The sequence below is a fragment of the Pseudomonas sp. B16(2017) genome (assembly GCF_002113205.1).
Taxonomy (GTDB): Bacteria; Pseudomonadota; Gammaproteobacteria; order Pseudomonadales; family Pseudomonadaceae; genus Aquipseudomonas; species Aquipseudomonas pharyngis.
Window position 1 is genome coordinate 12,542 of sequence record NZ_NEKA01000023.1, and the last position, 15,156, is coordinate 27,697.

General features: G+C 61.0%; 17 protein-coding genes. 2 read left to right on the forward strand and 15 right to left on the reverse strand.

Annotated elements, in window-relative coordinates:
* Positions 1-34 precede the first annotated feature (34 nt).
* The 10 genes from CAG25_RS26780 to CAG25_RS26830 all read right to left on the reverse strand — a co-directional run bounded on the left by CAG25_RS26780 (position 35) and on the right by CAG25_RS26830 (position 9,038).
* Entirely contained in the window at positions 35-838 is an 804-nt protein-coding gene (locus CAG25_RS26780) for a transglutaminase family protein (protein WP_085613483.1), read from the reverse strand.
* Positions 835-1,785: an alpha-E domain-containing protein gene (locus CAG25_RS26785; RefSeq protein WP_007959974.1), complete on the reverse strand. Its 951-nt coding sequence runs from the start codon at positions 1,783-1,785 to the stop codon at positions 835-837. Before CAG25_RS26785 ends, CAG25_RS26780 begins: the two co-directional genes overlap by 4 nt.
* A gap of 12 nt (positions 1,786-1,797) precedes the next feature.
* Positions 1,798-3,207 (reverse strand): circularly permuted type 2 ATP-grasp protein, encoded by a 1,410-nt coding sequence (locus tag CAG25_RS26790; protein ID WP_039769936.1) that lies wholly within the window; start codon positions 3,205-3,207, stop codon positions 1,798-1,800.
* A gap of 476 nt (positions 3,208-3,683) precedes the next feature.
* The gene (locus tag CAG25_RS26800) at positions 3,684-4,031 is read right to left on the reverse strand and encodes a ribonuclease E inhibitor RraB (protein WP_007959978.1); all 348 of its coding nucleotides are present in this window, start codon (positions 4,029-4,031) and stop codon (positions 3,684-3,686) included.
* A gap of 210 nt (positions 4,032-4,241) precedes the next feature.
* A complete protein-coding gene (locus tag CAG25_RS26805) occupies positions 4,242-4,475 on the reverse strand; it encodes a hypothetical protein (RefSeq protein ID WP_085613485.1) in 234 nt (77 codons plus the stop codon).
* Between the two features lie 215 nt (positions 4,476-4,690).
* On the reverse strand, positions 4,691-5,566 hold the full coding sequence (speE, locus tag CAG25_RS26810) for a polyamine aminopropyltransferase (RefSeq protein WP_011333216.1): 876 nt from the start codon (positions 5,564-5,566) through the stop codon (positions 4,691-4,693).
* Between the two features lie 134 nt (positions 5,567-5,700).
* Positions 5,701-5,892 carry a PLDc N-terminal domain-containing protein gene (locus CAG25_RS26815; protein WP_007959984.1) on the reverse strand — a complete coding sequence of 64 codons (192 nt, stop codon included), beginning with the start codon at positions 5,890-5,892 and terminating at the stop codon, positions 5,701-5,703.
* Positions 5,893-5,963: 71 nt separating this feature from the next.
* Positions 5,964-6,494 (reverse strand): hypothetical protein, encoded by a 531-nt coding sequence (locus tag CAG25_RS26820; protein WP_085613486.1) that lies wholly within the window; start codon positions 6,492-6,494, stop codon positions 5,964-5,966.
* A 90-nt stretch (positions 6,495-6,584) separates the two neighbouring features.
* Entirely contained in the window at positions 6,585-7,103 is a 519-nt protein-coding gene (locus tag CAG25_RS26825) for an ankyrin repeat domain-containing protein (protein WP_039769928.1), read from the reverse strand.
* A gap of 96 nt (positions 7,104-7,199) precedes the next feature.
* On the reverse strand, positions 7,200-9,038 hold the full coding sequence (locus CAG25_RS26830) for a long-chain-acyl-CoA synthetase (RefSeq protein WP_085613487.1): 1,839 nt from the start codon (positions 9,036-9,038) through the stop codon (positions 7,200-7,202).
* A 389-nt stretch (positions 9,039-9,427) separates the two neighbouring features.
* On the opposite strand from CAG25_RS26830, the gene CAG25_RS26835 reads away from it, so the two are divergent.
* A complete protein-coding gene (locus tag CAG25_RS26835) occupies positions 9,428-9,706 on the forward strand; it encodes a DUF3509 domain-containing protein (RefSeq protein WP_039769924.1) in 279 nt (92 codons plus the stop codon).
* 78 nt (positions 9,707-9,784) lie between these two features.
* Here the strand turns inward: CAG25_RS26835 and mtnC are convergent, their stop codons facing one another.
* The 5 genes from mtnC to aroC form a co-directional block, all read right to left on the reverse strand.
* Positions 9,785-10,468 (reverse strand): acireductone synthase, encoded by a 684-nt coding sequence (mtnC, locus tag CAG25_RS26840; protein ID WP_085613488.1) that lies wholly within the window; start codon positions 10,466-10,468, stop codon positions 9,785-9,787.
* A 4-nt stretch (positions 10,469-10,472) separates the two neighbouring features.
* The gene (locus CAG25_RS26845; RefSeq protein ID WP_039770173.1) at positions 10,473-11,018 is read right to left on the reverse strand and encodes an acireductone dioxygenase; all 546 of its coding nucleotides are present in this window, start codon (positions 11,016-11,018) and stop codon (positions 10,473-10,475) included.
* Positions 11,019-11,109: 91 nt separating this feature from the next.
* Entirely contained in the window at positions 11,110-11,736 is a 627-nt protein-coding gene (locus CAG25_RS26850) for a methylthioribulose 1-phosphate dehydratase (RefSeq protein ID WP_007959997.1), read from the reverse strand.
* The gene (locus CAG25_RS26855) at positions 11,733-12,878 is read right to left on the reverse strand and encodes an MFS transporter (RefSeq protein WP_085613489.1); all 1,146 of its coding nucleotides are present in this window, start codon (positions 12,876-12,878) and stop codon (positions 11,733-11,735) included. The genes CAG25_RS26850 and CAG25_RS26855 overlap by 4 nt, the downstream gene beginning before the upstream one ends.
* A gap of 31 nt (positions 12,879-12,909) precedes the next feature.
* Complete coding sequence (gene aroC / locus CAG25_RS26860; protein WP_085613490.1) at positions 12,910-14,001, reverse strand: chorismate synthase; 1,092 nt, start codon at positions 13,999-14,001, stop codon at positions 12,910-12,912.
* Positions 14,002-14,131: 130 nt separating this feature from the next.
* Here aroC and CAG25_RS26865 point away from each other — a divergent pair, with 130 nt between their 5' ends.
* The gene (locus tag CAG25_RS26865; protein ID WP_085613491.1) at positions 14,132-15,085 is read left to right on the forward strand and encodes an alpha/beta hydrolase; all 954 of its coding nucleotides are present in this window, start codon (positions 14,132-14,134) and stop codon (positions 15,083-15,085) included.
* Positions 15,086-15,156: the final 71 nt, after the last annotated feature.

Sequence of the window (15,156 nt, forward strand, 5' to 3'; positions counted from 1 at the left end):
CGCGAGCAGGCTCGCTCCCACAGGAGTAGTGCGGTTATTGCTGCTGAACCGAGATCACAGGTGTCGGCGACACCAGCACTTTCGCGTGCATCTGCTCTGACCCGCCGCCCCGGCGCATGCCGCGCACCGGGCAGGCATCCAGATAATCCAGACCCACCGCCAGTTTCAGGTGCCGCTCCGGCCGCGCCAGTTCATTGGTCACGTCAAAGCTGTACCAGGCGTCATCGATCCAGGCTTCGGCCCAGGCGTGACTGGCGAGATGCTCGCAATCCTCGCTGTACAGATAACCCGACACATAACGTGACGGCACACCAAGGCTGCGCGCGCAGGCCAGAAATGCGTGAGCGTGATCCTGGCAAACACCCGCCCGCCCGGCAAACGCCTCGGCGGCGCTGGTATCGACTTCGGTGGCGCCCGGTTTGTAGGTCATGTGCTGGTTCAGCCCGTGCATCAGGTCGATCAGTGCATTGCGGTCACGTCGTTGCTTGCAGGATTTTTCGGCAAACGCGCGCAGCGCCTCATCAGCCTCGGTCAGCCGGGTGAAACGCAGGAACGGCAGCGCCGACTGACTCTCGTGCTCCGCTTCGCGCAACTCGTCGATATCAACCTGCCCCCGGGCGCCGATGATGATCGCTTCGTGGGGCTCGTCCATGGTCAGCACGTGCAGGATGTTGCCGAACGGATCGAGCTGGGCGCGCACCGGGCGCGGCAGGTCAAGCTGCCAGCTCAGCACGTGCTGACGCTCGCTGTCGTGGGGTGTCAGGCGCAGGTACTGGATGCTCGCGCGCACCTGATCTTCGTAGTGATAGGTGGTCTCGTGGCTGATGGAAAGTCTCATGCGGCCTCCAGGTAGGAACTGTGAATGGCGTTGCCCAACTGGCGCACCAGCGGGATGAATTCGGTGAGCCAGGCGTGCAGCCCTTCCTCGAGAATTTCTTGAATGCCGGTGTAGCGCAGACGCGCGTCCATTTCCGCCGCCAGTCGTTGCGCGGGACGACCGTTGGCCCCTGGCAACTGCGCCAGAATCTGGTCGATCTCTTCGGTGCAGGCCCGCAGCGAGCGCGGCACATCGGCGCGCAACAGCAGCAATTCCGCCACATGCCGGGCGCCGGGCGCGTCGCGATAGATCTCGGTGTACGCCTCGAACGACGACAGCGCCCGCAACAACGCACTCCACTGGTAATAGGCGTGAGCGGTGCCGTCGCTGACTGCTTCCGCCTGATCGCCAGCCATTTCGTAACGCGCATCGAGCAGGCGCAACGTGTTGTCAGCGCGTTCGATAAACGTACCCAGCCGAATGAAACGAAACGCGTCGTTGCGCATGATCGTGCCGTAGGACGCGCCCCGAAACAGGTGCGAACGCTCCTTGATCCACTCGCAAAAGCGGCTCATGCCGTAGCGGCTGAGGCCCTGATTGGCGATCCCGCGGATCTCCAGCCAGGTGGCGTTGATGTTCTCCCACATGTCGGCAGTGATTCGCCCGCGCACCGCGTGGGCGCTGGCCCGCGCCGCACCGAGGCAGCTGTAGATGCTCGCCGGGTTCGCCGCGTCCAGTGCGAAGAAATGCAGCAGTCGCTCGGCGTGCAGCTCGCCGTGACGTTCCAGGTAATCATCCAGCGTGCCGGTGATCAGCAGCGGCATCGCCAGTTCATGCAGACCGTCGCCACGGCCGTCCTGCGGCATCAGCGACAGCGAATAGCTGACATCGAGCATCCGTGCGAGGTTTTCCGCCCGCTCCAGGTAACGCGACATCCAGTACAGATCCGAGGCAGTTCTACTTAACATGGCAGGCTTCCTTCAATCCTCGACCACCCAGGTGTCCTTGGTTCCGCCGCCCTGGGATGAATTCACCACCAGAGAGCCTTCACGCAGGGCGACACGGGTCAAACCGCCGGGCACGACCCGGGTTTCGCGGCCGGACAATACAAACGGGCGCAGGTCGATATGGCGCGGCGCAATGCCGTTTTCGACAAAGGTCGGACAGGTCGACAGCGACAGCGTCGGTTGCGCGATGTACGCGTGGGGCTTGGCCTTGATCCGCTCGCGGAACGCATCGATTTCCGCGGTCGTCGCCGCCGGCCCCACGAGCATTCCGTAACCGCCGGAGCCCTGGGTTTCCTTGACCACCAGATCTGGAAGATTGGCCAGGACATGGGAAAGCTCGGACGGGTTACGGCATTGCCAGGTCGGCACGTTCTTCAGGATCGGTTCTTCGTCGAGGTAGAAACGGATCATCTCGGTGACAAACGGATACACCGATTTGTCATCCGCCACGCCGGTGCCGATGGCATTGGCCAGCACCACGTTGCCGGAGCGATAGGACGACAGCAGTCCCGGCACGCCGAGCATCGAGTCCGGGCGGAAGGCCAGCGGATCGAGGAACGCGTCGTCGAGCCGGCGGTAGATCACGTCCACCGCTTTCGGGCCGTCGGTGGTGCGCATGAAGACTTTGTCGTCGCGCACGAACAGGTCCGCGCCCTCCACCAGTTCCACGCCCATTTCCCGGGCGAGAAACGCATGCTCGAAAAACGCGCTGTTGAACCGTCCCGGTGTCAGCACCACCACGCTCGGGTCGTCAATCGGGCTTGAGCTTTTCAGGGTGTCGAGCAGCAGGTTCGGGTAATGGTCGATCGGGGCGATGCGCTGGGCCGCGAACAGCTCGGGAAACAGACGCATCATCATCTTGCGGTCTTCGAGCATGTAGCTCACGCCGCTCGGCGTACGCAGGTTGTCCTCGAGCACGTAATACGTGCCGTCGCCGTCACGCACCAGATCGACGCCGGAGATGTGCGAATAGATATCGCGATGCAAATCCAGCCCCTGCATCGCCAATTGGTATTGCTCGTTGGCCAGCACTTGTTCGGCGGGAATGATCCCGGCCTTGATGATGCGCTGCTCGTGGTAAAGGTCGGCGAGGAACATGTTCAACGCCTTGACTCGCTGAATGCAGCCGCGCTCGACAATCCGCCATTCGCTGGCGGGAATGCTGCGCGGAATGGTGTCGAAGGGAATCAGACGCTCTGTCCCCTGCTCGTCCCCGTAGAGCGTGAAGGTGATCCCGGCGCGATGGAACAGCAGATCGGCCTCGCGTCGCCGCTGGGCCAGCAGCTCGTCAGGTGTCTCGGCCAGCCAGCGGGCAAACTCCCGGTAATGCGGGCGGATCTGGCCGCCGGCATCGTACATCTCATCAAAATAGGTGCGGATCATGCCGTACTCCTTGTCACTCCGGACATACAGGCCTTCGCAAGGCCCGTGCCATCGGCATAAACGCTTTGATTTCAATCGGTTGGATATTCACGCCACACGCACCGCACCATTCCTGTGCGGCAAATGCTCCAACCTGATCGCCCCCGCTTCATTGCGACGCAGTCCCGTCGCCTATCACCAGCATAGTCAGAGTTGATTTCACTGCCCGCAGGCCACTGCGGATAATCCGCGCATCCGCTGCAAAAACGTCGTTGACGAAGTATGCAGCCTCACTGATCCGGCTTGCCTCGGCAGCCCTTTCGGCCGTAACCCTGACCGGTTTCCTCTCCTTCCGGTCTTCCCTTTCAGCCACCTTTTCAGGTGGCTTTTTTTTGCGCCGGTTTCTTGTTTCAGGGTTTTGCCATGCGCTTTCGGGCCATAGAAACGACAACGGCCGACCCGAAGGTCAGCCGTAGCTCGACGTGTTGCGAGAGTGATCAGTTCAAACGGTGCCGGTTGCGGATCTCCTGTTTCACGCCCCAGCCTTCGATGATGCCGCCCAAGGGCTCGACCACCGCCGAGAAGCCCTGCTCGAAATCGCCAATGTCGTCGTAGGTTGCGTACATCACCTTGCTCAATTCCAGAGACCAGGCGCCGTCGTCGCGCGCACTGACCTGGGCATTGATGGATTCACCGCGAAATTTGCCTGCCGCCCTGCGCGCCCGCTCCTCGTCCGGGAAAATGGCGTAGAACTCGATGGGATGGAATCGGGAAAAATCGAAACCGCCTTCTTTCATGCGGCGCAGCACGCTGCTGCTGATGTCTTCTTGATAGGCTGTGCTCATGAATCGTCCCCCTCGCATAGATGGATAGACTTTCCGTATTCCCTGCACTGGCCCAAAGGGCCCGGGTGCTTACGGCAACCGCGTTGCCGGCGGGAAACAAGCATGTAGCTGACAAGACCAGACCTTAGCGATCCGTTCGCTGATCTCGCTTGCAGAGTAGCCCCAAGATAGAGCTGCTGCCAAGGCTTGGTACATGAAGAAAATGAAGATTCAGATTGGGGTGATGCTGCGGATTTCGATGCTGTTCTGGGTTTTCAGGCTTTTTACGCCGGCATCGGCGGTGCGCCCTTCCAGATCGTTCAGGTCAAGCTCGGCGGCGACAGGAAGCAGTCGTTCCTTGATCAGTCGTGCGGCCTCATCGTCGCTGGGGCATTCCGCACGCTCGAAGACTTCATCGACAATTTCACCGTGATCATCCACGAAAGTGACTTTCCACTTTTGCATTGGAGCCTCCTCGAACAAACCCGCAAATGGGCTTACCTCTATCTCGACTTTTGTCAGGATTGATCGTTCAAAAGGTTTACATCCGCCGAACATGAAAAAAAGTTATCCATGTGGGAGCGGGCTTGCTCGCGAAAGCGAACGACCAGTCAACTCTACATTGAATGATCAGGCGCCTTCGCGAGCAAGCCCGCTCTCACAGGGGTTTTACAGTGCTTTTAGTCGTTGCTTGGCTTGTTCACCGCTTGCAGCACGTATTGCGGCAAGGCGAAAGCACCGATGTGGATTTCCGGGTTGTAGTAGCGGGTGACGATGCCGCTGCCGATGAAGCGCTGTTGCAGAACTTCGCGGCTCAGCTTGCGGTAGGCCGGGTTGGTCGAGCCCCAGGCGAAGGTCATCGAACCGCCGATGTAGGTCGGTACGGCCGCCTGATAGAAGTGCCAGTCCGGGAACAGGCTGCGCAGGCGCCCGGCAGTGGTTTTCACCTCTTCGATCTGCATGAACGGCGTGCCGTTCTGGGTCACGAGGATACCGCCCTCGTTCAGGCAGCGGTGGCAGGCCTGGTAAAAGTTTTCCGAGAACAGCACTTCGCCCGGACCGATCGGGTCGGTGGAGTCGGAAATGATCACGTCGAACTTTTCGGTAGTGGTCGCGACGAAGCGCATGCCGTCGTCGATCACCAGGTTCAGGCGCGGATCGTCGTAAGCACCGCTGGAGTGGTTCGGCAGAAACTCTTTGCACATGTCGACCACGGTGCCGTCGATCTCGACCATGGTGATGTGCTCGACGCTGGCGTGTTTGGTCACTTCGCGCAGCATGCCGCCGTCGCCGCCGCCGATGATCAGTACACGCTTGGCGGTGCCGTGGGCGAGGATCGGCACGTGGGTGAGCATTTCGTGGTAGATGAATTCATCGGCTTCGGTGGTCTGGATCACGCCGTCCAGCGCCATCACCCGGCCCATGCGCGGGTTCTGGAAGATCACCAGGTGCTGGTGTTCGGTGCGCACTTCGTGCAGCAGTTTTTCCATGCGAAAACGCTGGCCGTAGCCTTCGTAGAGGGTTTCCAGGTATTCGCTGGTCTTGGTGACGGTCATGGTGAAGTGCTCCGATGAATGCGCGGGCGCCAATCGTCAGGTTCGATTGCCCGGGAAAGGCGCGCATTCTACGTTGCCGAAGATGACAGGTCGAACCTCAGTTCATCGGTCCGACCCAATCACGGTGCGAACGGTCAGATCCGCACATTGCCCCGCGGCCCGGCAATCGCCCAGATAATCAGGCCCAGCACCGGCAGGAGGATGATCAGCAGTACCCAGAGGATTTTCATCCCGGTCTCGGCGCCGCTTTTCAGCACATTGATGATCGCCCAGATGTCGAGCGCAAGAATGATCAGGCCGACCAGGCCGTTGAACGTGGAACCCATGGTGTCGCTCCAGAATAGTGGCATGCACTTTTAGGATAGACGGTCGCGCACAGGGTTCCCTTTTATTGCGTTCAGACGTGAACGGCGACCTTCAGGGCTTCCAGCGACGGCGCGGCGGCAATGCCGACTTCGGCGCACAGTTCCAGTACGCGCGGCACATCGTTGCCGTAGACCAGCACCACTTGCAGCTCGTCGTCGAGCAACTGGCTGAAGTTCATCAACGTGTAACCGCCGTTTTCCTTGTTCAGGCTGCTCATCTGTACCTGGATGCGGTTGAGCGCGGTCAGCGCCTCGGTTTTGGCCAGTTGCTTGGACTTGAGGTTGAATTCGACGCCCGGGCCGAACGAGGCAACGATCTGCGCGAACAGGTCGGCGTAGGTGTCGGCCTGGAACAGCACGGTCTCCGGCAGGCTGCCGACCACGACCCACTCGCCCAGCGGAATCGGGAAAGTGTCGTCGTAGTTGATGTCCGGGTTGGCGGTCAGAAATGCATCGGCATCGGCGTAGGCCTGTGCCGCTTCGTCAGCGACCTTCAGGATCTCGTCTTCGCCCATGCAGCCGGAGCTGATTTTGCTGATGAGTTCGGCGAGTGCGGCTTTCATGGGGGCGGATCCTGTGGCGAAGAGAATTTTGAGGGCGCGAAGGATAGCGCATTCTCGCCTTCGCCACAGAACAGGTTCCGGCCAGCGGCCTCAGCCCAGCAGTTTTTCCAGCTGCGCGGTGGTGTCCACAGCGCCCATGGTGCGGGCCGCGTCCAGCGCGGTGACGCCATTGGCATCCTTGGCTTTCGGGTCGGCGCCCTGATCGATCAAGTAGTCGACGATTTCAACGCGGTTGAACATCGCCGCCATCATCAGCGCCGTGCGGCCATCGAAGGAGGCGCCTTCAATCTGCGCCCCACCCTCGACCAGGGCCTTGACCACGGCCAGATCACCCTTGAACGCCGCGCCGGCAATCGGGCTCTGGCCGTTGCCATTGCGTTGTTCCGGATCGGCCTTGTGCTTGAGCAGCACCTGCACCGCGTCCACGTGACCGTAATAGCTGGCGAGCATCAGCAGGGTGTCGCCTTTGCTGTTGGTCAGGTTCACCGGCAGACCGGCAGTGATCAGGCGATCGAGCATCACCGCGTCGCCCTCGCGCGCCTTGTTGAACACCTGTTCAGTGAATTCGGCGGCTTCTTCGGGGGTCATCTGGCGGCTTTGGTCAGACATGGTTCACTCCACTTTCGGTCAATCGGAAAGCCGATAGTTTCCCGAGCGCGGCGATAGCTGTCATCCCCTTTTTTCCAAGTCCGCCGATAGCCAATATCAATAGCGGTATTTGCCTGCCCGAATGTCGGCAAGAATTTCATCCGTCACCTGCACGTAGGTTTCGGTCCCCGGCAGCCAGGCATAAATCGGGTCATCCCCCGTCAGGCTGGGGTCGAAGCCTTCGTTTTTCAGGCGCGTCTTCTGGTACTTGAAGGTGCCGGTGGTTTCCATCTTGACCTTGACCCGCAGGAACAGCGGCACCGCGTAGGCCGGCATGCGTTGGCGGGCGAAGGCCAGCAATTCGGCGAAATCCAGGGTCGCTAAAGACTCGGCCGGGGTGATCGCCGCCATCCCGGCGCGACCATTGGTGTTGGGGATTTCCACGCCATAGGCCACGGCTTCGGAAATGTGCGGATGCTGGAGCAGCAGGTTTTCGACCTCGGTGGTCGAGACGTTCTCGCCCTTCCAGCGGTAGGTGTCGCCGAGGCGGTCGACAAACTGCGCATGGCCGAAACCGATGTTGCGCAGCAGATCGCCGGTGTTGAAGAAGCGGTCGCCCTTGGTGAACACGTCCTGCAACACGACCTTGGCGGTTTTCTGTGGATCGGTGTAGCCGTCCAGCGGTGCCTTGTCGTCGATCCGCGCCAGCAGCAGGCCCCGCTCGCCCCGGCCGACCTTGCGCATGAATCCGTCATCGCCGCGAATCGGCTCGCCGCTGTCCTGGTCATAGGCGACCAGTTCCCAGGCCATCAGCGAGAAACCGATGGTGTTGTCGAAATTGAGGATGTTGGTGAAGCCGATATTGCCGTCGCTGGCCGCGTACAGCTCGCAAATGTGATCCACGCCGAAGCGGGTCTTGAACTCGGCCCACGCGCCGGGCCTCAGGCCGTTGCCGATCATCTTGCGCACGTCGTGACGGCTGTCGTCGGCGCTGAGCGGCTGATCCACCAGATACCGGCACAACTCGCCGACGTAGCCGATGGTGGTAGCGCGGTAACGACGCACATCGCTCCAGAACTGGCGGGCGCTGAACTTGCGGCGAATGGCGAAACCCGACGCGCCATTGACCGCCGACCCCCAGCACACGCAAAGCCCGGTGGCGTGGTACAGCGGCAAGGTGCAATAGACGATGTCGTCCGGGCGCATATCGAGGGCGATCATGCCGAAGCTCGCCGAACTGCGCATCCAGCGTCCGTGCTTGAACACGCCGGCCTTGGGCAAACCGGTGGTGCCGGAGGTGTAGATATAGAAACAGGGGTCATCGAAAAAAATCTGCCGGCTGCTGGCCGGGTTATCGCCCGAGGCGTCGGCACTGGCGCTGATCAGATTGACGTAGCCTTCGGGCGCGATGCCCGGATGGCTGAAGGTATCCTGATCGGCAACGAACCAGGCGCGCGCTGCCGGGATCGACACTTGCTCGCGTACCGCCGCAAACGCCGGCAACAACTCTTCACCGACGACAATCGCCGCCGGCGTCACCAGATTGATACTGTGGATCAGCGTATCGCGGGTCTGCGAGGTATTGAGCAGCGCGCTGACCGCGCCGACCTTGGCCAGCGCCAGAATCGTCACCAGCAGTTCCGGGCGGTTTTCAATGAACACCGCCACCACATCGCCCTTGCCGATGCCCTGCCCGTTCAGATAGTGGGCGATGCGGTTGGCCCACTGGTTGACCTGTGAATAACTCAGCACCACCTCGCCTGACAGCAGCGCGGGGCCCTCGGGATTGCGCAGGGTCGCCTGCTCGAATGTCCAGCCCAGGCCACAGGTTTGGGTCGGATCCGTGACGTTGGCCACCTTCATGCCTTTCACCACCCGAGGGATGGCTTTGGCAATCATCGGTAGCTTGCGGAGCATCATGCCCCAGGTAATCGTGTCGCTCGGCGCGTGGCGCATAGCAGCTCCCGTTCGACCTTGACGTGCAGGCCGGATTTTTATTGTCGGGCAATCGGGTGACGCGACCGGCGCTTCTCGAGCGAGGGTCGAGGCCGAAAATACGTCAGGGCTTCTCAGGCTGTACACGCGGTTTTTGCAATGTTTTGTATCCGCCCGGCGCTGCAACGCACAGCGGGATTCCGGCCGCAGATATTGGTTCCATCGGATCGACAGTGATCCCGCAAAATGCAGGATGCACGATGGCCATTCATGCAGATTGCACGACGGGCAAAATTCTACTTAATCATAAGTCATTGATTTATAAAGATTTTAAAAAACATAAATGCTGGCACAATCGCTGCAACTCCCTATACATGCTTGCCATTCAAGTGCATACGGAGCTGAAAGACATGAACCTGATCCAAGAAAAATTTACCTCCCTGTTCTCCAACTTCGCCGTCACCACCCAGCCCCGTCCCGATGGCGGGATTCTGCTGACGCTGAAGAGTGCCGACGGCAAAGTGTTCAAGCGTGCACTCACCTATCAGCAATTGCATACCGGTGACCAACTGTCGTGGGCGATCAGCGCGATCCGTCGTGATCTGGCAGAACAAGCCAGCGAGCTGCCGCAGATCGGCATGTTGCAAAGCCAGCAGCGTTTCGCCCTGCCGACTTATCACTCGATGTAATTCGAACACCGTATAAACAGACAGGCCGTGGAGCTTTCGCTTCACGGCCTGTTTTTTTTGCGCGTCGATTGGATGTACTCAGAACGCTTCCGGTTCGATCCCGGTAAAGCTGTCGACGGTCACATGCCCTGCCAACTCCCCGCCTTCACGGGCCAGCCCGCAGGTTTGCAGGCCGGCAGCCTGGGCGGCATCGAGTTCCTGGACGATGTCGGACAGGAACAGGATCTCCTGCGGCTCGACCCCGATGGCCTGCTGGATGTTGCTGTACGACTGCGCTTCGCGCTTGGGGCCCGACGTGGTGTCGAAGTAGCCGCTGAACAGCGGTGTCAGGTTCCCTGCTTCGGAGCAGCCGAAAATCAGCTTCTGCGCCTGAATAGAACCGGACGAATAAACAAACAGTTGATAACCGGCCTGATGCCAGCGCTGGAGCGCTTCAACAGCGTCCGGGTAAACATGCCCCTTCAACTGCCCGGCCTGATAACCCTGCTCCCAGACCATGCCCTGCAACGCTTTGAGCGGCGTGGCTTTGCGGTCTTCGGCGATCCACGCCAGCAGAATTTCCACGACCCGCTCGACGTCAGCCTGCGGTTCGTTGCTGTCGCGGCGCACGGCGTCCAGTTGCTCGGCAACGTCGGCACGCTGGGAGTTCTGGCGAACGAAGTCCGGCAGATGTTTCGCCGCATACGGGAACAGCACGTCGAACACAAAACTCACCGCGCTGGTGGTGCCTTCGATGTCGGTGAGAATGACCTTGATCGACATCGGCTCAGTCCTCCAGACGCGGGAAGCGGCCGGCGATGTCTTCGCCAGTGAAGTTGGCGACCCAGCCTTCAGGGTTGTTGAACAGACGAATTGCCACGAAATGCGGGTTCTCGCCCATGTCAAACCAGTGTTTGGTGCCCGCCGGCACCGAAATCAGGTCGTTTTTCTCGCACAGCACGGCGTAGACGTAATCATCGATGTGCAGGGTAAACAGACCGCGACCGGCGACGAAGAAGCGTACTTCATCTTCGCCGTGGCGATGTTCTTCGAGGAACTTGGCGCGTAACTCGGCTTTTTGCGGGTGATCGCTGTTGAGGCTGATGACATCGACGGTGATGTAACCGCGCTCGGTCATCAGTTTATCGATCTGCTCTTTATAGGCACCGATCACTTCTTCCTGGCTGGCGCCCGGCTGGATCTTCGCGGCGGCTTGCCAGCGGTCGAAGCGCACGCCCTGCTCGGCCAGGGTCGAGGCGATGTCTTCGAAATGGGTCAGCACCTTGTTCGGAATTTCGGGGCTGGAAACGTGATAGACGGACAGGCTGCTCATGGGGCATTCCTCGGTATCGGCCTTGCCGTCCGGTTCTTTCAGACCGGTCGGGCACTGCATTCATCAGGCAATGGGGCTGGTTCTGGTGAAGTCAGCCTTGGCGGTTCATGACGCTGCGGGTCTTCAACTCGCATTCAAACAGGAATTCAAAGGCCTCGATCTGACGCAGCGCGTCACTCATCTGCGCGCCCCAGGTGTAGAGGCCGTGGCCGCGAATCAGATAACCCACGCAATCGGGATGGGCGTCGAGCCAAGGCTGCACCTTGGCGGCGAGGCGCGCAATGTCCTGATCGTTGTCGAAGATCGGCACGCGCACCCGGGATTCGTGGGTCGAGATGCCGCTGAAGGCTTTTTGCAATTCGTAATCTTCGAACTCGATGAAGTCTTGCGGCGTCAGGCGCGACAGCACCGTGGCGTTCACCGAGTGGGTGTGCAGCACCGCGCCGATCTCCGGGCGCCAGCTGTAGAGCTGGGTATGCAGGAGGGTTTCGGCGGACGGTTTTTTGCCGGGCTCCAGGCTGTTGCCGGACAGGTCGGTGGCGAGCACGTCGTCCAGGCCCAACTGGCCCTTGTGCTTGCCGGACACCGTCAGCAGCGCTTCGCTCGGCGACAGGCGCGTCGAATAATTGCTGCTGGTGGCCGGCGACCAGCCGCGACCATAAAGAAAACGCCCGGCGTCGACAATTTGCTGGGCAAGCTGTTCACGGGTAAGGCTCATGGCCTGTCCTCTTGCATTCGAATGGCAATGATAACGGCAGCGGCGAGCGCTGCGAGACTGGCAATACTAAAGGTCAATGTCGCGCCGAGGGCATTCCAGCTGTAGCCGGAATACAACGCGCCGAGCGCGCCACCGGTGCCGGCCAGCGCCGCATACAGCGCCTGGCCCTGCCCTTGCTGACGCGCGCCGAAGCTACGTTGCACGAATGCGATGGCAGCCGCGTGAAAGCTGCCGAACGTCGCCGCGTGCAGCACCTGGGCAAACAACAGGACCCACAGGAATTCGGCGAACGAACCTAGCAGCAACCAGCGCAACGCCGCCAGCAGAAAACTCGCCATCAGCACCCGCCGCAGGGAAAAACGCGCGAGGATCCGGCTCATGGCCATGAACATCAGCACTTCCGCCACCACGCCGACCGCCCAGAGCATGCCGATCACGCCACGGCTGTAGCCCAAGCGTTCGAGGTGCAGGGTCAAAAATGTGTAATACGGCCCGTGGCTCAGTTGCATAAGCGCCACGCAACCATAGAACGCCAGCACCCCGGGATGGCGCAACTGCTTGAGAAAGCCCTCGCCCGCCGGCCGGTTGCCCTGGGCCGGTTGCGCATTCGGCACCCACAGGCTGCTGAGCACGATGCCGGCCATGATCAACACCAGCGCCGCCGGGTAGATATCGAGGCTGAGCCACTCGAACAGGCGACCGAGGGCGACCACGGTGATGATGAAACCGATCGAGCCCCAGAGGCGAATCTGACTGTAGCGGGAGGTCTGGCCCTGCAAATGCGCCAGGGTGATGACTTCGAACTGCGGCAGCACCGCGTGCCAGAAGAATGCATGCAAGGCCATGACCATCGCCAGCCAGGCGTAGGTCTTGCTGACGAAAATCAATGAGAACGTCAGCAGCGTGCACACCGCGCCGAAGCGCACGATGGCCAGGCGCCTGCCGGTGTAATCGCCGAGCCAGCCCCAGATGTTCGGCGCCACGCAGCGCATCAGCATCGGGATCGCCACCAGCTCGCCGATGCGCGCGGCGCTGAATCCGAGATGATCGAAGTACAGCGCCAGAAACGGCGCCGTCGAACCGAGCAAGGCGAAATAGAACAGATAGAAACTGGACAGCCGCCAGTACGGGAGCGCCGCCACGGTCAGACCGCGGCGGCTTTGAGATCACCCATCAAAGCTGACCCAGCACCGGGGTGCTCACGCGCACATCGGCGTTCTGGCCACGGTGGCGCAGCAGGTGATCCATCAACACGATGGCCATCATCGCCTCGGCAATCGGCGTGGCGCGGATACCGACACATGGGTCGTGACGGCCCTTGGTAATGACATCGACCGGGTTGCCTTCGATGTCGATCGAACGGCCCGGGGTGGTGATGCTCGAAGTGGGCTTCAACGCCAGATGCGCGACGATCGGCTGCCCCGAGGAGATCCCGCCAAGGATGCCGCCCGCGTTGTTGCTGAGGAAACCTTCCGGAGTCATTTCATCGCGGTGCTCGGTGCCACGCTGGGCGACGCAGGCAAAACCGGCGCCGATTTCCACGCCTTTGACCGCATTGATGCTCATCAGCGCGTGGGCCAGTTCGGCGTCGAGACGGTCGAAGATCGGCTCGCCCAGGCCCGGCATCACGCCTTCGGCAACCACGGTGATCCTGGCGCCGACGGAGTCCTGATCGCGACGCAACTGGTCCATGTAGGCTTCCAGCTCCGGCACCTTGTCCGGGTCCGGGCTGAAGAAGGCGTTCTGCTCGACCGATTCCCAGGTCTTGAACGGGATTTCGATCGGGCCGAGCTGGCTCATGTAACCGCGAATGACGATGCCCTGGCTGGCCAGGTATTTCTTGGCGATGGCGCCGGCCGCGACGCGCATGGCGGTTTCCCGCGCGGAGCTGCGACCGCCGCCGCGATAATCGCGCTCGCCGTATTTGTGGTGGTAGGTGTAGTCGGCGTGGGCAGGGCGGAACAGATCCTTGATCGCCGAATAGTCCTTGGACTTCTGGTCGGTGTTGCGGATCAGCAGGCCGATGGAGCAACCGGTGGTGCGGCCCTCGAACACCCCGGAGAGGATCTCGACTTCGTCGGCTTCCTGGCGCTGGGTGGTGTGGCGGCTGGTGCCCGGCTTGCGACGGTCAAGGTCGCGTTGCAGGTCTTCAAGGGAAATCTCCAGGCCCGGCGGGCAGCCGTCGACAATGGCGACCAACGCCGGACCATGGCTTTCGCCCGCGGTGGTGACAGTGAACAGCTTGCCGTAGGTATTGCCGGACATGCAGGACGCTCCGTTAAATCGAACCCAGATTCGTGATGCGCGCCAGTATACGCAGGCTAACCGAGTAGTTCATCCTCGAACCTTAGCGGTGTGGGTGAGTCCAACCGGCACCTTGGCAAATGATGGCGTGATGATGCTGCGAGTTTTGATCTTGAGCCTTTCCCTGTTTACCGGCTTCGTCCAGGCGACTGTCCTGCAACGTCCGGTCACGTTGACGACTGACAACGGCGAACTTTTCGGCTCGCTGTTGCTGCCCAAATCCGACAACCCCGTGCCGGTTGTCCTGATCCTTTCTGGCTCGGGTCCTACCGATCGTGACGGAAACAACCCCGACGGTGGACGCAATGACAGCCTCAAGCGACTGGCCTGGGTGCTGGCCAAACACAACATCGCCAGTGTGCGCTTCGACAAGCGCGGCGTGGCCGCCAGCCTGGCGGCAACTCCGGACGAGCGAAACCTGTCGGTGGAAGCCTACGTGGCGGACGCCGTGGCCTGGGGGCAGAAGCTGAAAGCCGATCCGCGCTTCGGTCCATTGATTTTGCTGGGCCACAGCGAAGGTGCATTGATCGCCAGCCTGGCGGCGCCGAAGGTGGACGCCGCTGCGGTGATCTCTCTCTCTGGCACAGCCCGGCCCATTGATCAGGTGCTGCGTCGGCAACTGGCCCGCAGCCTCCCTCCTCCGCTGATGCTGCGCAGCAACGAATTGCTCGACAGCCTCAAGGCCGGGCATACCGACGACAATGTGCCGGCGCCGTTGCAGGTGATTTTCCGTCCGAGTGTGCAGCCGTACCTGATTTCGCTGTTCCGTCAGGATCCGGCGGCGGCCTTCGCTCAACTGCAAATGCCGGCGCTGATCGTGCAGGGCAGCAACGACATTCAGGTTCAGGTCGATGATGCGAAATTGCTCAAGGCTGCCAAACCGGACGCGCAACTGGCGCTGATCGAAGGCATGAACCACGTGTTGCGCATCGTGCCCAATGACGTGAAGCGGCAATTGGCCTCCTACAAGGACCCGAATTTGCCCTTGGCGGCTGAACTGGGGACACGCGTCCTTGAATTTATTGACGGACTTCGCACCCGTTAAGCTCTTTTACCCTCCAGTCTTGCAGAAAACGGCCGATAAGCCTTTGTCGCCAGCGTACTGGCTGGCGGCAA

What these genes read in the sequence shown, in the direction of transcription:
- CAG25_RS26815 (WP_007959984.1), bottom strand. Translation starts at nt 5,892, where the DNA reads ATGGGTTCCACGTTCAACGGCCTGGTCGGCCTGATCATTCTTGCGCTC.
- CAG25_RS26805 (WP_085613485.1), bottom strand. Translation starts at nt 4,475, where the DNA reads ATGCAAAAGTGGAAAGTCACTTTCGTGGATGATCACGGTGAAATTGTC.
- CAG25_RS26835 (WP_039769924.1), top strand. Translation starts at nt 9,428, where the DNA reads ATGAACCTGATCCAAGAAAAATTTACCTCCCTGTTCTCCAACTTCGCC.
- CAG25_RS26785 (WP_007959974.1), bottom strand. Translation starts at nt 1,785, where the DNA reads ATGTTAAGTAGAACTGCCTCGGATCTGTACTGGATGTCGCGTTACCTG.
- CAG25_RS26790 (WP_039769936.1), bottom strand. Translation starts at nt 3,207, where the DNA reads ATGATCCGCACCTATTTTGATGAGATGTACGATGCCGGCGGCCAGATC.
- CAG25_RS26800 (WP_007959978.1), bottom strand. Translation starts at nt 4,031, where the DNA reads ATGAGCACAGCCTATCAAGAAGACATCAGCAGCAGCGTGCTGCGCCGC.
- CAG25_RS26825 (WP_039769928.1), bottom strand. Translation starts at nt 7,103, where the DNA reads ATGTCTGACCAAAGCCGCCAGATGACCCCCGAAGAAGCCGCCGAATTC.
- speE (WP_011333216.1), bottom strand. Translation starts at nt 5,566, where the DNA reads ATGACCGTCACCAAGACCAGCGAATACCTGGAAACCCTCTACGAAGGC.
- CAG25_RS26865 (WP_085613491.1), top strand. Translation starts at nt 14,132, where the DNA reads ATGATGCTGCGAGTTTTGATCTTGAGCCTTTCCCTGTTTACCGGCTTC.
- CAG25_RS26780 (WP_085613483.1), bottom strand. Translation starts at nt 838, where the DNA reads ATGAGACTTTCCATCAGCCACGAGACCACCTATCACTACGAAGATCAG.
- mtnC (WP_085613488.1), bottom strand. Translation starts at nt 10,468, where the DNA reads ATGTCGATCAAGGTCATTCTCACCGACATCGAAGGCACCACCAGCGCG.
- CAG25_RS26850 (WP_007959997.1), bottom strand. Translation starts at nt 11,736, where the DNA reads ATGAGCCTTACCCGTGAACAGCTTGCCCAGCAAATTGTCGACGCCGGG.
- CAG25_RS26820 (WP_085613486.1), bottom strand. Translation starts at nt 6,494, where the DNA reads ATGAAAGCCGCACTCGCCGAACTCATCAGCAAAATCAGCTCCGGCTGC.
- CAG25_RS26830 (WP_085613487.1), bottom strand. Translation starts at nt 9,038, where the DNA reads ATGCGCCACGCGCCGAGCGACACGATTACCTGGGGCATGATGCTCCGC.
- CAG25_RS26845 (WP_039770173.1), bottom strand. Translation starts at nt 11,018, where the DNA reads ATGAGCAGCCTGTCCGTCTATCACGTTTCCAGCCCCGAAATTCCGAAC.
- aroC (WP_085613490.1), bottom strand. Translation starts at nt 14,001, where the DNA reads ATGTCCGGCAATACCTACGGCAAGCTGTTCACTGTCACCACCGCGGGC.